The organism is Microcoleus sp. OTE_8_concoct_300 (assembly GCF_031383065.1).
GTDB lineage: Bacteria > Cyanobacteriota > Cyanobacteriia > Cyanobacteriales > Microcoleaceae > Microcoleus.
In genome coordinates, this window is the sequence record NZ_JANMZH010000264.1 from 17,124 (window position 1) to 33,093 (window position 15,970).

14 protein-coding genes and 1 pseudogene are annotated in these 15,970 nt (G+C 42.9%); 8 read left to right on the top strand and 7 right to left on the bottom strand.

Features of this window, described 5'->3' with window-relative positions:
- Window positions 1-3 precede the first annotated feature (3 nt).
- Complete coding sequence (locus ACUVJL_RS12480; RefSeq protein WP_445246137.1) at window positions 4-834, bottom strand: ABC transporter permease; 831 nt, start codon at window positions 832-834, stop codon at window positions 4-6.
- A 272-nt stretch (window positions 835-1,106) separates the two neighbouring features.
- Complete coding sequence (gene hepC / locus ACUVJL_RS12485) at window positions 1,107-1,841, bottom strand: heterocyst development glycosyltransferase HepC (RefSeq protein WP_445246138.1); 735 nt, start codon at window positions 1,839-1,841, stop codon at window positions 1,107-1,109.
- A gap of 248 nt (window positions 1,842-2,089) precedes the next feature.
- Here hepC and ACUVJL_RS12490 point away from each other — a divergent pair, with 248 nt between their 5' ends.
- Window positions 2,090-2,272: a hypothetical protein gene (locus ACUVJL_RS12490; protein WP_445246139.1), complete on the top strand. Its 183-nt coding sequence runs from the start codon at window positions 2,090-2,092 to the stop codon at window positions 2,270-2,272.
- A 126-nt stretch (window positions 2,273-2,398) separates the two neighbouring features.
- Here ACUVJL_RS12490 and ACUVJL_RS12495 read toward each other — a convergent pair whose 3' ends face one another.
- The 4 genes from ACUVJL_RS12495 to ACUVJL_RS12510 all read right to left on the bottom strand — a co-directional run bounded on the left by ACUVJL_RS12495 (window position 2,399) and on the right by ACUVJL_RS12510 (window position 7,003).
- Window positions 2,399-4,633: a GumC family protein gene (locus ACUVJL_RS12495; protein WP_445246140.1), complete on the bottom strand. Its 2,235-nt coding sequence runs from the start codon at window positions 4,631-4,633 to the stop codon at window positions 2,399-2,401.
- 354 nt (window positions 4,634-4,987) lie between these two features.
- Window positions 4,988-5,236, bottom strand: a complete 249-nt coding sequence (locus ACUVJL_RS12500; protein ID WP_445246141.1) for a hypothetical protein — start codon at window positions 5,234-5,236, stop codon at window positions 4,988-4,990.
- Between the two features lie 421 nt (window positions 5,237-5,657).
- Window positions 5,658-5,810, bottom strand: coding sequence for a hypothetical protein (locus ACUVJL_RS12505; RefSeq protein ID WP_445246142.1), 153 nt, complete (start codon window positions 5,808-5,810; stop codon window positions 5,658-5,660).
- Window positions 5,811-5,908: 98 nt separating this feature from the next.
- On the bottom strand, window positions 5,909-7,003 hold the full coding sequence (locus tag ACUVJL_RS12510) for a glycosyltransferase (RefSeq protein ID WP_445246143.1): 1,095 nt from the start codon (window positions 7,001-7,003) through the stop codon (window positions 5,909-5,911).
- A gap of 633 nt (window positions 7,004-7,636) precedes the next feature.
- Here ACUVJL_RS12510 and ACUVJL_RS12515 point away from each other — a divergent pair.
- The 3 genes and pseudogenes from ACUVJL_RS12515 (at window position 7,637) to ACUVJL_RS12525 (ending at window position 10,209) form a co-directional block, all read left to right on the top strand.
- Window positions 7,637-7,930 carry a hypothetical protein gene (locus tag ACUVJL_RS12515; protein ID WP_445246144.1) on the top strand — a complete coding sequence of 98 codons (294 nt, stop codon included), beginning with the start codon at window positions 7,637-7,639 and terminating at the stop codon, window positions 7,928-7,930.
- Window positions 7,920-8,147 carry a hypothetical protein gene (locus ACUVJL_RS12520; RefSeq protein WP_445246145.1) on the top strand — a complete coding sequence of 76 codons (228 nt, stop codon included), beginning with the start codon at window positions 7,920-7,922 and terminating at the stop codon, window positions 8,145-8,147. The genes ACUVJL_RS12515 and ACUVJL_RS12520 overlap by 11 nt, the downstream gene beginning before the upstream one ends.
- A 1,043-nt stretch (window positions 8,148-9,190) precedes the next feature.
- Window positions 9,191-10,209 (top strand): annotated as a pseudogene (locus tag ACUVJL_RS12525) (ISKra4-like element ISMiva1 family transposase).
- A gap of 274 nt (window positions 10,210-10,483) precedes the next feature.
- On the opposite strand, the gene ACUVJL_RS12530 reads toward ACUVJL_RS12525, so the two are convergent.
- Window positions 10,484-11,431, bottom strand: coding sequence for an IS630 family transposase (locus tag ACUVJL_RS12530; RefSeq protein WP_445246146.1), 948 nt, complete (start codon window positions 11,429-11,431; stop codon window positions 10,484-10,486).
- A gap of 558 nt (window positions 11,432-11,989) precedes the next feature.
- On the opposite strand from ACUVJL_RS12530, the gene ACUVJL_RS12535 reads away from it, so the two are divergent.
- The 4 genes from ACUVJL_RS12535 to ACUVJL_RS12550 all read left to right on the top strand — a co-directional run.
- On the top strand, window positions 11,990-13,171 hold the full coding sequence (locus ACUVJL_RS12535) for a BMP family ABC transporter substrate-binding protein (protein WP_445246147.1): 1,182 nt from the start codon (window positions 11,990-11,992) through the stop codon (window positions 13,169-13,171).
- 401 nt (window positions 13,172-13,572) lie between these two features.
- Complete coding sequence (locus ACUVJL_RS12540) at window positions 13,573-14,682, top strand: ABC transporter permease (RefSeq protein WP_445246148.1); 1,110 nt, start codon at window positions 13,573-13,575, stop codon at window positions 14,680-14,682.
- A 41-nt stretch (window positions 14,683-14,723) separates the two neighbouring features.
- Entirely contained in the window at window positions 14,724-15,650 is a 927-nt protein-coding gene (locus ACUVJL_RS12545; protein WP_445246149.1) for an ABC transporter permease, read from the top strand.
- A gap of 29 nt (window positions 15,651-15,679) precedes the next feature.
- The coding region (locus ACUVJL_RS12550; RefSeq protein ID WP_445246150.1) for a cysteine hydrolase family protein at window positions 15,680-15,970 on the top strand (291 nt) is incomplete at its 3' end.

Below are 15,970 nucleotides of genomic sequence, written 5' to 3' on the forward strand. Positions count from 1 at the left end.
TACTTAAATCACATCAGCAAATGTACGTTCCATCTTGCGGAAATACCAGATCCCACTTATCAATAGGAGGGAAACCAAGCCCAAAGACAAGATAAATCCAGGCAAGTCAAGCTGCGCTCCCCCACCTAAAATTGCCCAACGAAAGCCATCAATAACTCCTACCATCGGGTTCAACGAGTAGAGTAAGCGCCACTTTTCAGGAATAACACTGCTGCTAAAACCTACAGGCGAAATATATAAGCCAAATTGCACTATGAACGGTACGATAAACCGGAAATCTCGGTATTGGACGTTAAGTGCTGCTAACCACAACCCCGCCCCTAGTGCTGCTGCAAAAGCAACCAGAATAAACACAGGTAACGTCAAGATTCGCCAACTGGGTACAAAGTTATACCAAGCCATCAAACCCAGCAAAATAATCCCGGAAATCATAAAGTCCACGAAACTAACAACTACAGCACTCGTGGGTACGATCAACCGAGGAAAATAAACCTTAGAAATCAAGTTAGAATTGGTAATTAAGCTAGTACTGCACTCAGAAAGAGAATTGGCAAAAAACTGCCAGGGGAGCAGGGCAGCAAATACTAAAATTGGATAGGGAACACCTTCAGAGGGTAACTTCGCCACCGTACCAAACACTACCGTAAAAACAATCATCGTTAAAAATGGTCGAATCAGCGCCCAAGCGATGCCGATCGCTGTCTGTTTGTAACGCACGAGGATGTCACGCCAAGCCAGAAAGTAAAACAACTCACGATAGCGCCACAGATCTTTCCAATATTGACTTTCTGCGCGACCTGCTTCTATGACTAATTTAGGGTGATGTTGACTCACAATAGTTGCTCAGATAAACGCGGTAACTGGTATCTCGATCGCTTCCAACTGCACTAGTAAGTGCCAAAACTTGAGATAACGTTGGGAACACTACTTAGTAATATCTTCAGAGACTTTATCAAGATTTTTGGAAAGAAACCAAGATTTTTGTAGGAGCCTTGCTGAAGCGAGATATTAGCCTAGTATTCTTAACAAAAGCTAAGCATAAAGCACCGAAGCTTTTTAAGTTGAAGATTCAGTGTTTATATGCAGCTAAATCCAACTGGTTTGAGTTATTTTATCTCATCGGGACTTCGGCAATTTCCAAGAAATTTACTTAGCTGTTGTTGACCTTTCAAGTCAAACCGCACGGCTTCCGAGAGAGTCAAAGGATGTGAATCCATCAAGCTAATCTCACCCCGTAGCACATTCAACAACCGTGGTAACTTATCCACGTTGTACTTGCACATCCAACGAATTAAAAGTATAGCACGAGAATCCTCATTAGCTACTGTAGTCGGAAACTTGAGAAGCCGGAAGAACTTGCGTCCTGTGCCAATGTACCATTGCCTAGGCAAAATCGGCTCTGGTGAATAGAGGTAGATCAATATAGCTGTCGCCAGGATAATCGGACTGAGGATTAGCAGCAAAAAAAAGGCGGCAATTGAGTCCATCCATTGCTTGGGCTGGATACTAAGCTGACCTTGCTTTTGAAATTTTTTTTGAATAGTCCCCCGTAGAAACACGGGTTTGTTCGCTTGCTCGCAGGCATCGGCCCAGAGCTTCAGGGTTGCCTCACCCAGATTTGGATGCAGGCCAACCAGCCGTACTGGAGATTGTTTCAAGCATTCTACTAGCTGTTGCTTAGTCTCAAAGGCCGAGATGTAAGGCTGTTTGGTCTGTTGTCCGAGACTGACGAATAACAGTCCCTGTCGCCACTTCAGAATGCAGTGAGGTAAGTAATGGCTTGAATGCTGTTGCTCTACAGAAGAATACATCTTTAAATTTGACAGTGTTGAGTTGGGCATTGGTTCTGAATTTCCTGACGCTAATCTTAGTGATTATTTCGGATAGAGTAAAATAACTTATCAATTCAAATCTACTGATAGGGGGATTCCTTAAGTACAATCATCCTTGTGTTCTAACACACTTTCAGAGCAAGTCAATACTTGGTAATCTTTTTGGAGCAATCGAGGAATATTTATATACTTTTGACAATATACACAATCTTTATATTAAAGGGACGCGAATCAGTGATAATCGATCGCTTAACGGGGTGACAACCAAGCTGAAAGACTTGGCATGGCAAGGTTTTGAGTTGAGCGAGCTCAATAAAGATGCTCGATCGCGATCGTCATTTTATAGGGTGGGGATCGTAGAGAATGAGGTTGAAGGGCGATCGCAGCCCAGGAAAATTTTCAATAAGCTGGTCAAGAAACAATCACTTTTTCAGGATTAAAAAGTAAGTAATAGGCTCAAGGATTAACCCATTAAGCTTTTAGAGGTGTTGTCAACCCGTCAGGTCGCTCTACCCAGGAGCGGATCTTCAGATCGCCACAATCTGCTAGAGTTCACCGAAACGTTTCTATGAGTTCACACTGGGTATCTTGCCCTTTTTGAGACTAATACCCCCATTCGCGATCACCCCGATCGTATTTAACTTGTTCAACATAGCTGTAGTCTCAGTCAGTGCAGTTTTTGTCACCCGATCAATGCGTGTCACCAACACTACCCCCCGGCAACAGGATGCAACCAGCAGAGCATCTACCATCCCTAAAACAGGAGGTGCATTCAGCAGAACTAAATCATAAGTCTGCTCAAACCCTGCCATTAATCTCTGCATTTGAGGAGAACTTAACAGATTTACTGGATCTTTGGGTATTGGCCCGCAAGTCAAAATATCAATATATAGGTCTGATGCTGGAATATGGCTGGGTATTGGCACTTTAGCGTTACTTTCCAGCAGAGTTGAAAGCCCATACTCATTAGGGAGATTGAGCTGTTTATGCAGCATCGGCTGACGAAAATCAGCATCAATTAGCAGTACCCGTTGATGTAGACGCGCAGCACTAATTGCCAAACCTAATGCGATTGTTGATTTTCCCTCACCATCCAATGCTGAGGTAATTATCAAAGGACTAAAAGTCGAACCAGAACTTTGAAGTTGAATGTTCTTATAAATTAGGTCAAACGATTCCCAAGCAGGTGGACTATGAATTACTTCAATCGTGCAAGGCGCCATACCTTCCGGCTTGCCAAAAGGTAGCTTGATGATTGGTTCGCTTGCCCAAGCGGCGGAAGTTTGCCACTTGCCTAATGGTAGCTTAATAATTGGTTTTTTCTGCTTCACCTGCGGTAGCTGTGGAGTCATTCCTAGTAGTGGCAGGGGAACCAGTCTTGTTAACTGATCCGAGCTATGAACAGAATCATCCAACATATCGCGAGCAAAAGCCACAGCAACACCCAAGAACAACCCAACCACGACACCTAGCATAATGTTCTGCCGTTTTTTGGAACTACTCTCTATACCGGGCTGCGGTACTTCGACAACTTGCCAATCAAATCCACCTCGGGCAATTTCCAGACTTAAGTCCTGTCGTGCTTTCTCTAACTGTTGAAATGTTTCACGCTTGAGTTGTATGTCTGTTTGTAGACGAGTGTACTTAGCCAATAGATTAGGAAACCGATCGAGTTCTACACGGAGCTGCTGCTCTTTTTTTGCCTGTGCTTCGTCGCGTGCACTTAAGCCGTTTAAGTTTGTCTGAACCTCCAGAAGCTTAGTAGCGATAGTTAAGTCAGTTGCACCGAGTTGCCTTTCTTTCAAAAGGCTTTCTCCCGTACCCGGGAGCTGAGCAGAAATTTCTGGTGTAGCACGTTGCCCTTCTGCTTGCAAGAGACTTAGTTGCTTGTTGCGCTCCGAGAGTAGCTTTTGAATAATTGGGTTTTTGTCAGTGAAGCGTATTCGTTGCTGGGCGATGGCCAAATCTGTCTTTTGGATTTCGTTGAGTAAGGCTTGATAACGAGAAGACTGACTTAGCCGTGCCGCAACGAGCGCTTCCTGCGGAGAACTAGCAAGTTGCTGCTGCAAAGAGTCGTATTGAGCCTGAAGATCCCTTCTAGTCGCCTGGTTTGTCCGTCGCTCCTGCTGAATGTTGTTAATTGCCTCAGTCAGAGCTTTTGCTTGTACTTCAGGCTCAATCAGATTTTGATTTTTGCGAAACTCTTCTAAGGTCGCCTCAACTTGAGCAACGTTCTTACGAACCTTTGGTAATTGTTCATCAATGAAGGCAAGACCTTTAGTTAAACGTAGTCTCTGCTGTTCTCGGTTGTAATCCAGATAAACCCGTTGCATTATTTGTAGCACTTTCTGGGTTTGAATCGGATTATTTGCAGTGTAAGTTACTTCAAAAATCTTAGTCTGGGTATTTGCCTTCTGATCCGCCACTTGATTGACGACTAAGGATTTTTTAATCTCGTCTACCTCGAGTTCTGGGTACTCAGGGCGAAGCAATTTTACCGCCCTTTGGATGAGCAGAGAACCTTGCATCAGACTAAGCTGAGTAGCATTGTCTATCTCAACATTAGAATCAGCAAATTGATTCTCTGTTTTACTGCCTTTTTTGCCTTGATAATTAGATTCTACGAGGAGCTGCAGTGAGCTTTTATAGGTAGGCTTTTCTTTCAACGCTTTTACAGTGGCAACAGCCAATACAATACACAAGACACTCAGCAACCAAAAGCGCCTGCGGATTAAAACTGCAAACAGTTCTCCATAGCCCGCTTCTGTTTCAGGAATTGAGTTGATATTGTTTTCAGTCACTACTACACCTCGCTCAGAAACCTATTAAACTTGCGATATTGCACTATTCTCAACTAGCCATACTGCCAGCCACTAACAGTGATGTCAAAACCTTGCTGACGACCTAAATTCTGGCTAGAATTAATATTAATTAACCGCCCTAAAACCACCAGAAATGCCAAAAATTTTCTCTCGCGAGTAGGGCCGCACCTACCCAATCTGGTAAGGTAGTTTTTACCAGCCCTAGATATGCCCAGGAGGCGAGAATGTAGGCAATGAAAGATAATATTAACCACCGATAAACCCCAATAAAGTGCTTTGCCAAAATCGATATAAACCAAAGCGATGCTTCACAGTTTAAAAAAATTCTTCAATCTACCAACGTCTTCTACTTAGTCGAGTGATACAGATAGCAGACAAAGGTTTTGTAGAAATTACAAAGCGTTTTTCTAGACGGCTATCATCCCGATCGAGCCAATACCAAGATAGGGTGACTAGAAAGTTTAATCCTTGCAGCACTAATTGCTGACCCCTTTGTAGTCCTTGGCTGACCTGCCGACCATCATCCAACCTGCGATCGCTCCTCATGCCAAAAATACCACTTGTACGTGGTTGTTTTTTCACCCATTTGAGCATTTCTATAGGGCCATTTGCGCTATCGCTTAACACTCTCATTTCCTGTCGGTGCTGTTAGGGTTTTTGGCAGAGTTTTTAGCAATATGATCCCGATTTTTATTGGAGGCAACTCTCCTTTACCTCCTTCGACTCGGAACCCCCAGGGTACTCGACTTATTCCCACCAGTATCTAGAGGACTACCAGATGCAATCCTCCTTTCCCATTATAGACTCTAATTAGTTTCCCTAACCCTGAAAACTTACCAATTTTTTCGCCTGGTGGTCATATCCAAAATTACCGTCAAAATTGGTCGCCTTTGAGCCCCTCTTTCGGCTTTGACTTGCCCGCTGATCTCGGCGCGCCCAACTCGAATTACTGCCCATACTGACCATTGGTAATGATTGAGAAAGCCACTAATCGCGCTGGCACTTAATGTTTGAGAGTGGTGGGGGAAACTTTGTCTCGTTGCTTCCAGAAATACACCTGAGCTTGGCTCGCAGACTTTTTTGTTGATATTTGCGATCGCATTAAGTCCATCAGGGTATAGACTAATAATTGGGCGTAATTGAGGATGGTTAACATTGACATACTTGATTGTTTATACCCCTTTTTTTCACAGTTTTGGACAAAATGCAATGGCTAGTTGAGAAGGGTGCAATATCTCAGTTAAACCAAATTTTTTATGGCTGATGATGGCCGCAATGTTCCTCAATTACATCCTCTACTTTTTTAAAGAAAACTTCTTCGGAAAAGTTATCGATCGCATGCCCTCGGATTTTTTCATACTCCCATGCAATATTACTGGACTCAACTACTGCTGTGTGAATTGCTTCAGGTGTCTGTAGATTGAAAAACACCCCTGTCTTACCTGGTATCTGAGTATCTAATACACCACCCTTACCATAGGCGATTACGGGCGTTCCACTAACATTAGCTTCCACTGGAACTAACCCATAATCTTCCAACGCCGCCACAATAACACCACGAGCTTTAGACATCAACTGACTACGTTCTGTATCGCTGACATAACCTAAAAATTTAATATTTTTTAAAGCTCTAGACTCAAGACGCTCTCGCTCTGGACCATCACCCGTGATCAATAATGGCCATCCCAGCCAATTGAATGCTTCAATAATCACATCGATACGTTTGTAACCAAGAAGACGAGCTGAGGCCAAATAAAAGTCCTCCTTATCTTTGGAAAAACTAAATTGAGTGATGTCAATGGGATAGTGAATAACAACTGATTTTTTTCCATAATATTGCTGGATCCGACTGGCAACTGTGCTGGAATTAGCAATGTAAAAGTCAGGCTCCTGAGCTGAATCTAGATCGGCTTTTCTCATCCGCTGAAAAATTGGTTCCAGCATACCCGAAAGATTTCGGTAGGTAGCATAGTCTCGAAGATAAGTTGTGGTATCCCACAAAAAACGCGTGACATTGTGACAGAAACAAATATGTGTTGCTCCTGGTCTTTTCCGCACAGCTTTAGCAAAGCCCGTGGTACTACTGATAATCAGATCGTAGTCTTGTAAATCCAAGGCTCGAAAGGCTGAAAAATAAAATGGAGCCATTAGCCTAAAATTCTTACTTGCCCCTGGAACCTTCTGAAGTACAGTTGTGCGAACTTGACGTTCGCCTAGATCAATAGTTCGTTTAGGTTCGTACAGAGACGTGAAAATATCAGCATGGGGGTAGCGTTTACACAGCAATTCAAATACACGCTCTGCCCCACCGGGTTGTGTTAAGTAATCATGGACTAGTGCAATTTTCATACTACTCTCTCTATTTTCTAGCATCCGACAGCGACGATGCCGTTGTGCAAATACTTGTTCTTTCAGCGTTCCTAGAGCGCGTTATCAATTCAACCAGATATCCCAAGCACTAAGGTAAATCGCACCTATAAAGTTGGTTACAGCCTAGACGAACGTATCGCAATCGCCCGATACTGCTTCAGTTGGGCTTATCAGTTTTCAATTCCGTTGACGATCCTTGTAGAAGTCCCGATCGTCAGCAGGAGGGTTAGATTGCTTGCCCCTAGGCGGAACTACTGGTTAAAGTCGATTACGGAGTTACCCCCCTAACCTCTCCTTCAGAACGGAACGTGATACTTTGGGATCATTCCGCTCCTTGATAATTCTATTGTTGTTATGGATAAATACTCCCGACATTTTTCAAATAGGGACGCGATGCCTTCGGCAAGCTTCGCTAACGCAGCACAGCACAGAAGCCAAAAAAGTGAGTGGAATCTGAACCCAAAACCAACTAAAAAAAAGGCACTCTTTTAGTATAAGCTAAAAAAACACATAAGCTTAACACATTGCCTGATGAATATTATATAACTATTTCCTTCTTATCGAAACGCTGAGATGATATTGGATTGATTCTTAATCTCGGCCCCGTCTACGATGTCTCAACTTGTCATTGTCGAAGCTTTTACAGCCATGCCTGATACGCGCCATACGCAAGCTCTCTGTTTAGCTTTGTTTACTCTGTCGGTGACGGCTGGAAATCGTGGATTTCTGGCGATTGGAGAGTGGCTTTGGGTCTACCATGATGAATGGGTAGCCATGGGGATCACCGTCCTGCGTGAGGCTTACCGTCTTAAAGCACAATTCGGCCGACACAGCGTTGCGACTCGATTACCGGGATTACTCGGCTTGTTTATCTCGATTCTTGGGCATTCAACATTTGCCCTCTGAAACCATTGCCACCGACGCCAAGGTGCTGCGAGGATCTTATGAAGCCATCAGCGAGGAGCCCACAGTAGACTCACATCCGGCGATTATACTGGTCACGGCTTATATTTTGAAGCGGGGCTTGATTCTAGAACCCTACGAAATGGAGTCAAAAACGAATGAAATTACTGCTTTGCCTGCCTTCATCAAACAGATGGCATTGCAAGGAGAGAGTTTCTAGATAAAGGCAACTCAAATAATTTTTATAAAGTTATATTTTTTATCAATAGTTAATTTATGAATGAGTAGAAGCAGGTAATCAAGCATCAGACTTTGGGGAGAAAGGAGCGAAAGTAGTTATCATCGTTGATCATGCCAGTTTTCATAAGACAGAAGAGTACCTCAAAAAAATTGAAACAGAAAGGCCTAACCTTCATTTATAATTCTTCCCCGAATAGAGCCTCGGACTATAACTTAATTGAATGGGGATGGCCTTCGACCAAAGAATATATTGCTAATCGACTGTTTAAATCAATTGAAGAGCTAGAGTATTTATTACATCCCCTCTTAAATGAAGGAGAGTTAATTATTAAATGGGCACGAAAAATCAAAAACAAGGGTAATGCTTGTATCACAGTTTAAATGCACAATAGCTTATGCTGCCATAATTTCCCAAAAACTGAATGTATAGCGGTTCTCAAAAAAGTGAGGTATGCCCTATGCCCACGGAGGCCTATGCCCTATGCCCTATGCCCTATGCCCTATGCCCTATGCCGGATAGTACCTCATCTTTCGCTCGAAAGGCTATATATCTTGAGTGCTTGAGCAAGGGAGTGATGCAGAACTACAATTTAACATCTCAGGGTGCTGAAACTCTAGGTGGACAAACAACTGGCGATTAATTTAGGCGGTAATTTACCTAGCCTCGGATGCACCTATCACCATGTTGACTCACCACTCAGGCTCAAGTCAGTCGGAAAAGTCGGATCATCGCCGCTATGAGTGCATAGCTTAGACATCCCTTTGGCCGTTTTAGGACTTACGCAAACTGCTTTAAAACCCACATTCCGCACCCCCAAGGGGCAGCTTACGCGAATTGAGTAGCTCAAAGTCGATCTTCCAAGACAATAGTGAGTAAAAACACCTAAAATTTTGTGTAACTAAGCATCACCCGGTTGTCCATTCCTCAAAATAGACGTGGGTGCATTTCACTTTTGCAAATATATGAAAAAAGGGCGAAAATGAAAAAGCTAGTAAAACTGTGAAAAAAGATGAGGGAAAAAAATGACACCCTCAGACCAAAAGTGCCTAAAAGCACACTTAAAAGAGGTAGCATCCATTCTTTACAGAAATACAGATTCAACCGAACTGTCAAATTTTGAAAGTAGATAAAAATCTTCCTGTCAAAAAATATTATCAGGAGTGGGGCCAGAATTAGGTAGCTTTTTTTTCAACAGCATCAAGAATTAAAACAGGAAGAACGCGAACAGTAAAATCTGTAGTTGGGTCGTTCAGGATTACAAATAATCAGGCGGAATATTTCGGGTTAAAACCTTATAGTCAACGAGCGTCCCATGAGGTCAAAGTGTGCTCTGATAATCAGTGCCAATGAGTTTTATCAAAAAGGAGAAAAAGATTGAAAAATATTCACAAAAATTCCAGTTTTTGCTAGTAGTTTATAGAGCTTAGTAAAGCTCCAATAATTTGAAGTGCCTACATCTAAACAAGGAGTCCAAGAAATCACTTTCAAGGGAAGTACAGTCAGGCTACGCAACGAAAACAAGGGTGAGCAATGTTATTGCAAAGATTATAAGTTCCTGTGTTTATATAATGTTTATTGCGGAGCTTTTTTTCAAGAAAATCAAGATTTAATTGATGGGAGTAATAGCAAAAACATGCTACATCCTATCTATTGTAATTGAGATGATTATCCCAAAATTTGGAACTTATTTCAAGAAATAGGAGTGACCCAACGAAGGCAAGAAATCTTAGATTGGTATCATCTGAAAGAAAATCTCTATAAAGCAGGGAGCTCACTAAAACGCTCAAAGCAAGCAGAAAGTCTGTTGTGGTCAGGTCAAGTTGAGCAAGTTATAAATTTATTTAATAACCTGAAAATAAAAGCATTTCAAACATTTTGCACTTATTTAAAGACCCATCACAACCGAATATTTAACTACCAATACTATCTTGAATAGTCCCTGAGTTCTATCGGTTCTGGAACAGTTGAATCAACGATTAAACGAATAGGGTTCAGGGTAAAATTATCGGGAGCGCAGTGGAATATCGAGAGTGTTGCCTAATTCCTTTCTCTGGGCTGTGCTTATCTCAATGGTCAACTTTCCACTTGATGTATTTGAAAAACTGAGATGCACCCTCCAGTTTTTTGTTCTGACCCTAATTGTTTGAGCTTTTCTAATGACTCTTCAATCTCTATTTTTAGCACTCCTGAGATCTTTCGCTATCCTCCTAAATTTCTCCTCTTCTATTTATATAGCATTATTTTTTTTATGCGATATTATTGACTGTTATTAGAAATCAATGACAATTTTTCTGATTTTACAGCACTTTGCGTGACTAAGAGGTACAGTAACAGCAGTGAGCAAAATAATTTTCGATTTGCTTACTTGAACATAATTTCACTCCCAATTCCAAAAGTTTTTCCACAATCTGTACACTTCGAGGTACAAATCTCCTGAGCCATGCCTTTAATTCCCACCATAAATGTTCGATCGGGTTAAATTCCGGTGAGTACGGTGATAAATACACCACACTTGCTCCTACTGCTTCGATCATTTTTTCTACCCCCTCTACCTTATGTACCTTCAAATTATCCATGACTAATACCGCTCCTTTCCATAATTTAGGAACCAGTTGTTCTTGCACAAATTTCTTGAACTCTTCTCCATTCATAGATTTTTCCATTGTCTTCATGGCGATTACCTTCTTATTGCTTATTGCACCAACTACTGTCACCCTACTTCCTCTATAAAATGGCTTAATATCGTAGCTTCTTTCTCCCTTTTTACTTCTAGCCGCTTGCCTCATTATCCCAAGCAATACGCCCATTTCGTCCAAAAATATCAGATTTTCTGGTTCGACACCTCTAATTTTTTCCCAATATTCTATGCGCTTCTTTTGATTAATTTCTTTATGGGCTTGACTGCTCCGTAGTGTTTTTTTTTTCAAAGTGAGTTCCTGCTTTTTGAGGAATCGGCACATGGCACTCTCGCTCAACCATACTCCTGTTTTTTCGTGCCAATACTCACAGTATTCGGCTAGTGTGTAATCTGGATACTGAGCTACCATCTCTTCAATTTGTTGTTCGTGACCAAACAGTAGGCTCGGTTTACCACCCTTTGCCTGACTAGGGAGTAATTTTCCTGTCTCTTTTTTTCGCTTTAGTAGTGCTTGTACCGTACTTTTACTCACTTGAAATCTTTCTGCTACTTTCCGAATAGAGGTGTTACCTGCTTCGTAAGTGTCAACGATCTTTTGACGCATATCTAGGGAGTAGGGTTTCATTTTCCTCTTTTTTACCACCTCTACTATTGTACCTAATTGTTAAGCAAAGTGCTGTATGATATAGATTTCTCTGGTTTTTGATTCAGACTCGACTTATTTTTACGTTGCGTCCAAGACTGAAAAGCTAGTTGCGTGCCAGAACCCAAAAATTATTTTTTGTTTGTAGTGAACATTTTTGTTTAATTTTGTTCCTAGCAAACTTTTCGGGAAGCAATTTTGCTAATATTATTAAGTTTTTATAAAAAAATCTACTACTCAAAGTAATTAGGATAAAATAAACATCATTGATTTTTAGGGTATTGGACTTTCATAAGACAACGTTTCCAGCAAAAACTAATTTCTTAGTAGAATTAGTCTGGATTTATGGTGTATTTTTTATCTTAAAGTCAAGAGGTAATTTAAATGTAAATAGTTAGGGATGCATTTAACCTCATTGTTGGACAAATAGACTAAAGTATGACAAATTTAGCGTGAATATATCTAGCAATTCCCAGCAAGTATAAGCGTTACAGCTTAGCTATGAAGTCCTCTTAAATACTTTTAGTGAGAACATAGAGAATGAGTACCGAAAAGTCATTGTTTATACCTCGGCGTCAAGTAATTCGTGGGATTTTATCTACTACAGCGTTTGCAGTTACATCGCGTCTTTGGACTGGATGTACTCCTGCTCAAGAGGGTCAAGCCAGATCAGCTGGCAAAGATAAGCCAATTGTGATGGGCTTTATTTATGTTGGTCCCAAAGATGACTACGGCTACAATCAAGCCCTAGCAGAAGGAAAGGCTGGGGTTTCAAAATTAGCTTGGGTAAAAACCGTAGATGAAGCCAATGTTCCCGAAACTACGGCGGTACAAGAAACCATGAGGAACATGATTGAACAGGATGGGGCAACGGTTCTGTTCCCTACGTCCTTCGGGTACTTTGATCCGCATATTCTGAAACTGGCCAAGGATTACCCGGAGGTACAATTCTTCCACTGCGGTGGACTTTATCAGGAGGGTAAGCATCCAAATAACGTTGGCAGCTATTTTGGCTACATTGATGAGGGTGAGTACGTAGCAGGCATTGTTGCTGCCCACGCCTCTAAAACCGGAAAATTAGGATTTATTGCTGCTAAACCCATACCCCAAGTATTACGCAATATCAATAGTTTTACCTTAGGGGCACGCAGTATTAAGCCAGAAGTTACAACTCAGGTGATTTTTACAGGAGATTGGTCTTTGCCTGTTAAAGAAGCTGATGCTGCCAATAGCATGGCTGACCAGGGTGTTGATGTAATTACCTGTCACGTAGATAGCCCTAAAGTGGTGATGGAAACGGCTCAGAAGCGAGGTATTTTCTGTACCGGCTTCCATGCGAGTCAAGCCCAACTTGCTCCCAAAGGATATTTAACAGGTGCTGAGTGGGACTGGACGAATGTCTATTCTAAGTATGCTGAAATGCTTAAGGCTGGCAAGACGCTAATGAACGGAGGTATTCCCCATTTAGTACGTGGTGGTTTGAAGGATGGTTTTTTGAAGCTGTCGCCTTACGGTAGCGCCGTTACGGCCGAAGCGAAAAAGGATGCTGATGCTGCTAAGAGTAAGTTTCTTGAGGGCAGCATGGTCATTTATAAGGGGGAAATAAAAGATAACACCGGGAAAGTTGTGATTGCTGAAGGTAAGGATTATAAGCAGCAAGACGCAGAACTAGAAAAGATGAATTGGCTGGCATCAGGCGTCATCGGCAAAGTTACGAGTTAATTAGCTGATGTGCATTCACAATTGTATAGCGGACAACTTATATCAATCCTAAATGAATCGTAAATTTTTTACCCCACCCCAGCCCTCCCCGAACTCGCGGGGAGGGAGTAAGAAATTCACAATTGATTTAGGATCGCTATATATCAATTCCGGTTACACGGGAATGATGGGGAGTGGTCCGTGGGGAGTGGGGGAAGGGGGAATTATTAAGCTTGACTTTATCATTCCCATCCAACCGGAACGATATTAAACGCTGATTAGCTTAGTAGGGGCGACCAGGTTTGTCCCTACATACCCCTTCTCTTCCCTAAGAAGGTATTTAACGCCCGTTGGCAACTGCTATATAAGCAAGTTTTTAGTTCAACACTCATCATTTTCTTAGTAATTCATCTTTTATTCTGATGATGATTAACCGTCAAAACTGGCGTACAACTTTGGAAGCGGTTTGTATTCCGATCGCCGCCATCCTCTTCTCTTTGGTATTGTTTGGAATTTTTTGTGCGGCAGCTGGAACTAATCCCTTTGCTGTCTATGCCTCAATCTACAAAGCAGCGTTTGGCAGTTGGCATTCATTCCAAAACACCCTGATCAGGGCTGCACCGTTGATGTTGAGTTCCTTATGCACGGCTTTGCCTGCGCGTTTGGGGTTGGTGATTATCGGCAACGAAGGCGCTTTAGTAGTTGGGGGTCTGGGGGCTGTAGCCACTGGACTGGCTTTATCTTCGGTACCGCCGATTTTAGTCCAAATTGCAATGGCGCTGGCAGGAATTGTCTGTGGAGGTCTGTGGATTGGTGCAGTGGGAGCTTTACGCTATTACCGGGCAGTGAATGAGACTATTAGCAGCTTGTTGTTGAACTATATTGCGATCGCCCTGCTGAATCATTTAGTCGGCGGCGTGATGCGTGACCCCAGCAGTGTCAATAAAATTTCTAGTTACCCGATTCCTGATGTGGATATGTTAGGGAATATTCCAGGAACCCGCGTTCACTACGGTCTAATTTATGGGTTGGTGGCTTGTGCGATCGCCTACTTCCTGATCCAGCGTACTACCTTTGGCTTTGCAGCTAGAACAGCAGGAGGTAACATCCGCGCTGCTCGAATTGCCGGACTTCCTGTCGGCAAGTTGACAATGGCAATCTGTTTCTTAGCTGGCTCTTGTGCGGGTTTGGCAGGCATGGTGGAAGTCGCAGCCGTGCATGGTCGAGCTAACGAATCACTTAATGCTAACTATGGCTACAGCGGTATCTTAGTCGCATTCATTGCTCGACACAACCCTCTGGCTGCGACAATTGTGGCAATTCTGCTTGGCGGCATTCTGGCTAGTGGTGGCATCTTGCAACGGGCCCACGGACTGCCCGATGCAACGGTTTTAGTGTTCCAAGGGTTGGTCTTTTTGGTAGTTCTGTATAGCGAATCCCTCTACGGACGTTTGCCATTTTTCAAAGAACGCTCAATCGATAGCCCTCAGCAGCCACCTTCTAGTGAAGAGGCCTCAGTAGCCACTGTCTAAGGAATACGTTAAACCAAAATCTCAAATTGGAGGAGTCCACAATGGCAGCAGAAGTATTAGGTTGGTGGGGAGTACCTTTGGGTATCTTGGCAGGAACTTTGCGGGGTAGTGCTCCGTTTCTGTTCGTCAGTTTGGGCGAATGCCTGACTGAAAAAAGCGGCAAGATTAATTTGGGGTTAGAAGGGACATTGTTAACGGGTGCGATGAGTGCCTATGCTATTTCTTATCTGACGGGATCCCCTTGGTTAGGTGTTTTAGCCGCCGGTCTAGCTGGCATGGTACTAGGTTTTATCCACGCTTGGCTGTGCATACAACCAAAAGTAAATGACATTGCCGTAGGCATCGCCATGATTATTTTTGGTAGCGGCATTGCTTTCTTTTTTGGTAAACCTTTTATTCAACCAAGTGCCCCCCAGTTGCCGAGTTTCCCTCTGGGTGCTTGGAGTCATCTGCCTCCGGTGCAATCAGCGCTACAAATTTGTCCCCTATTTTTGTTAGGTGTAGCGATCGCCCCTCTAATGCAGTGGTTTTTTAAATCAACTCGCTGGGGGTTATTCATTCGTGCAGTTGGGGATAGTCCCGATGCTGCTAAAGCAATGGGAATCTCGATTAATAAAGTTCGTATGCTCTGCATTATTGCGGGGAGTTTTTTAGCTGGAATTGGGGGTGCTTATTTATCCCTTTACTATCCCGGTAGCTGGACAGAACGCATCTCGAGCGGTCAAGGGCTCATGGCAGTAGCGCTGGTAATTTTCGCCCGTTGGAATCCAGTTCAGTGCTTATACGCCTCGTTGCTATTTGGGGGGGCGCAGGCGATCGGTCCCGCTTTGCAATCAGTAGGGGTGGATTCCTATTACTACTTATTCAATGCTTCGCCCTACATTCTGACCCTGGCGATCATGATTATTACTTGTTCGCCGAAACGAACTTTGACAGGCGCGCCTGGATCTTTAGGAACTAGCACGTAAAACAGGAATTTATCACAAGGAAGATAAACATGGGACGTTTTGTAGAAGCTGAACCATATCCTTATCCTTACAATGGCGATCTGCGCCCAGAAAATACGGTGCTGCTGATAATTGATATGCAAATTGATTTCTGTGGCATTGGTGGATATGTTGATAAGATGGGCTACGATTTGTCACTGACTCGCGCTCCTATTGAGCCAATCCAGCAAGTCTTAGAAGTCGCACGGGCGAAGCACTTCCATATCATGCACACCCGCGAAGGACACCGCCCCGATTTAGCAGATTTACCAGAAAACAAGCAGTGGCGATCGCGCCAAATT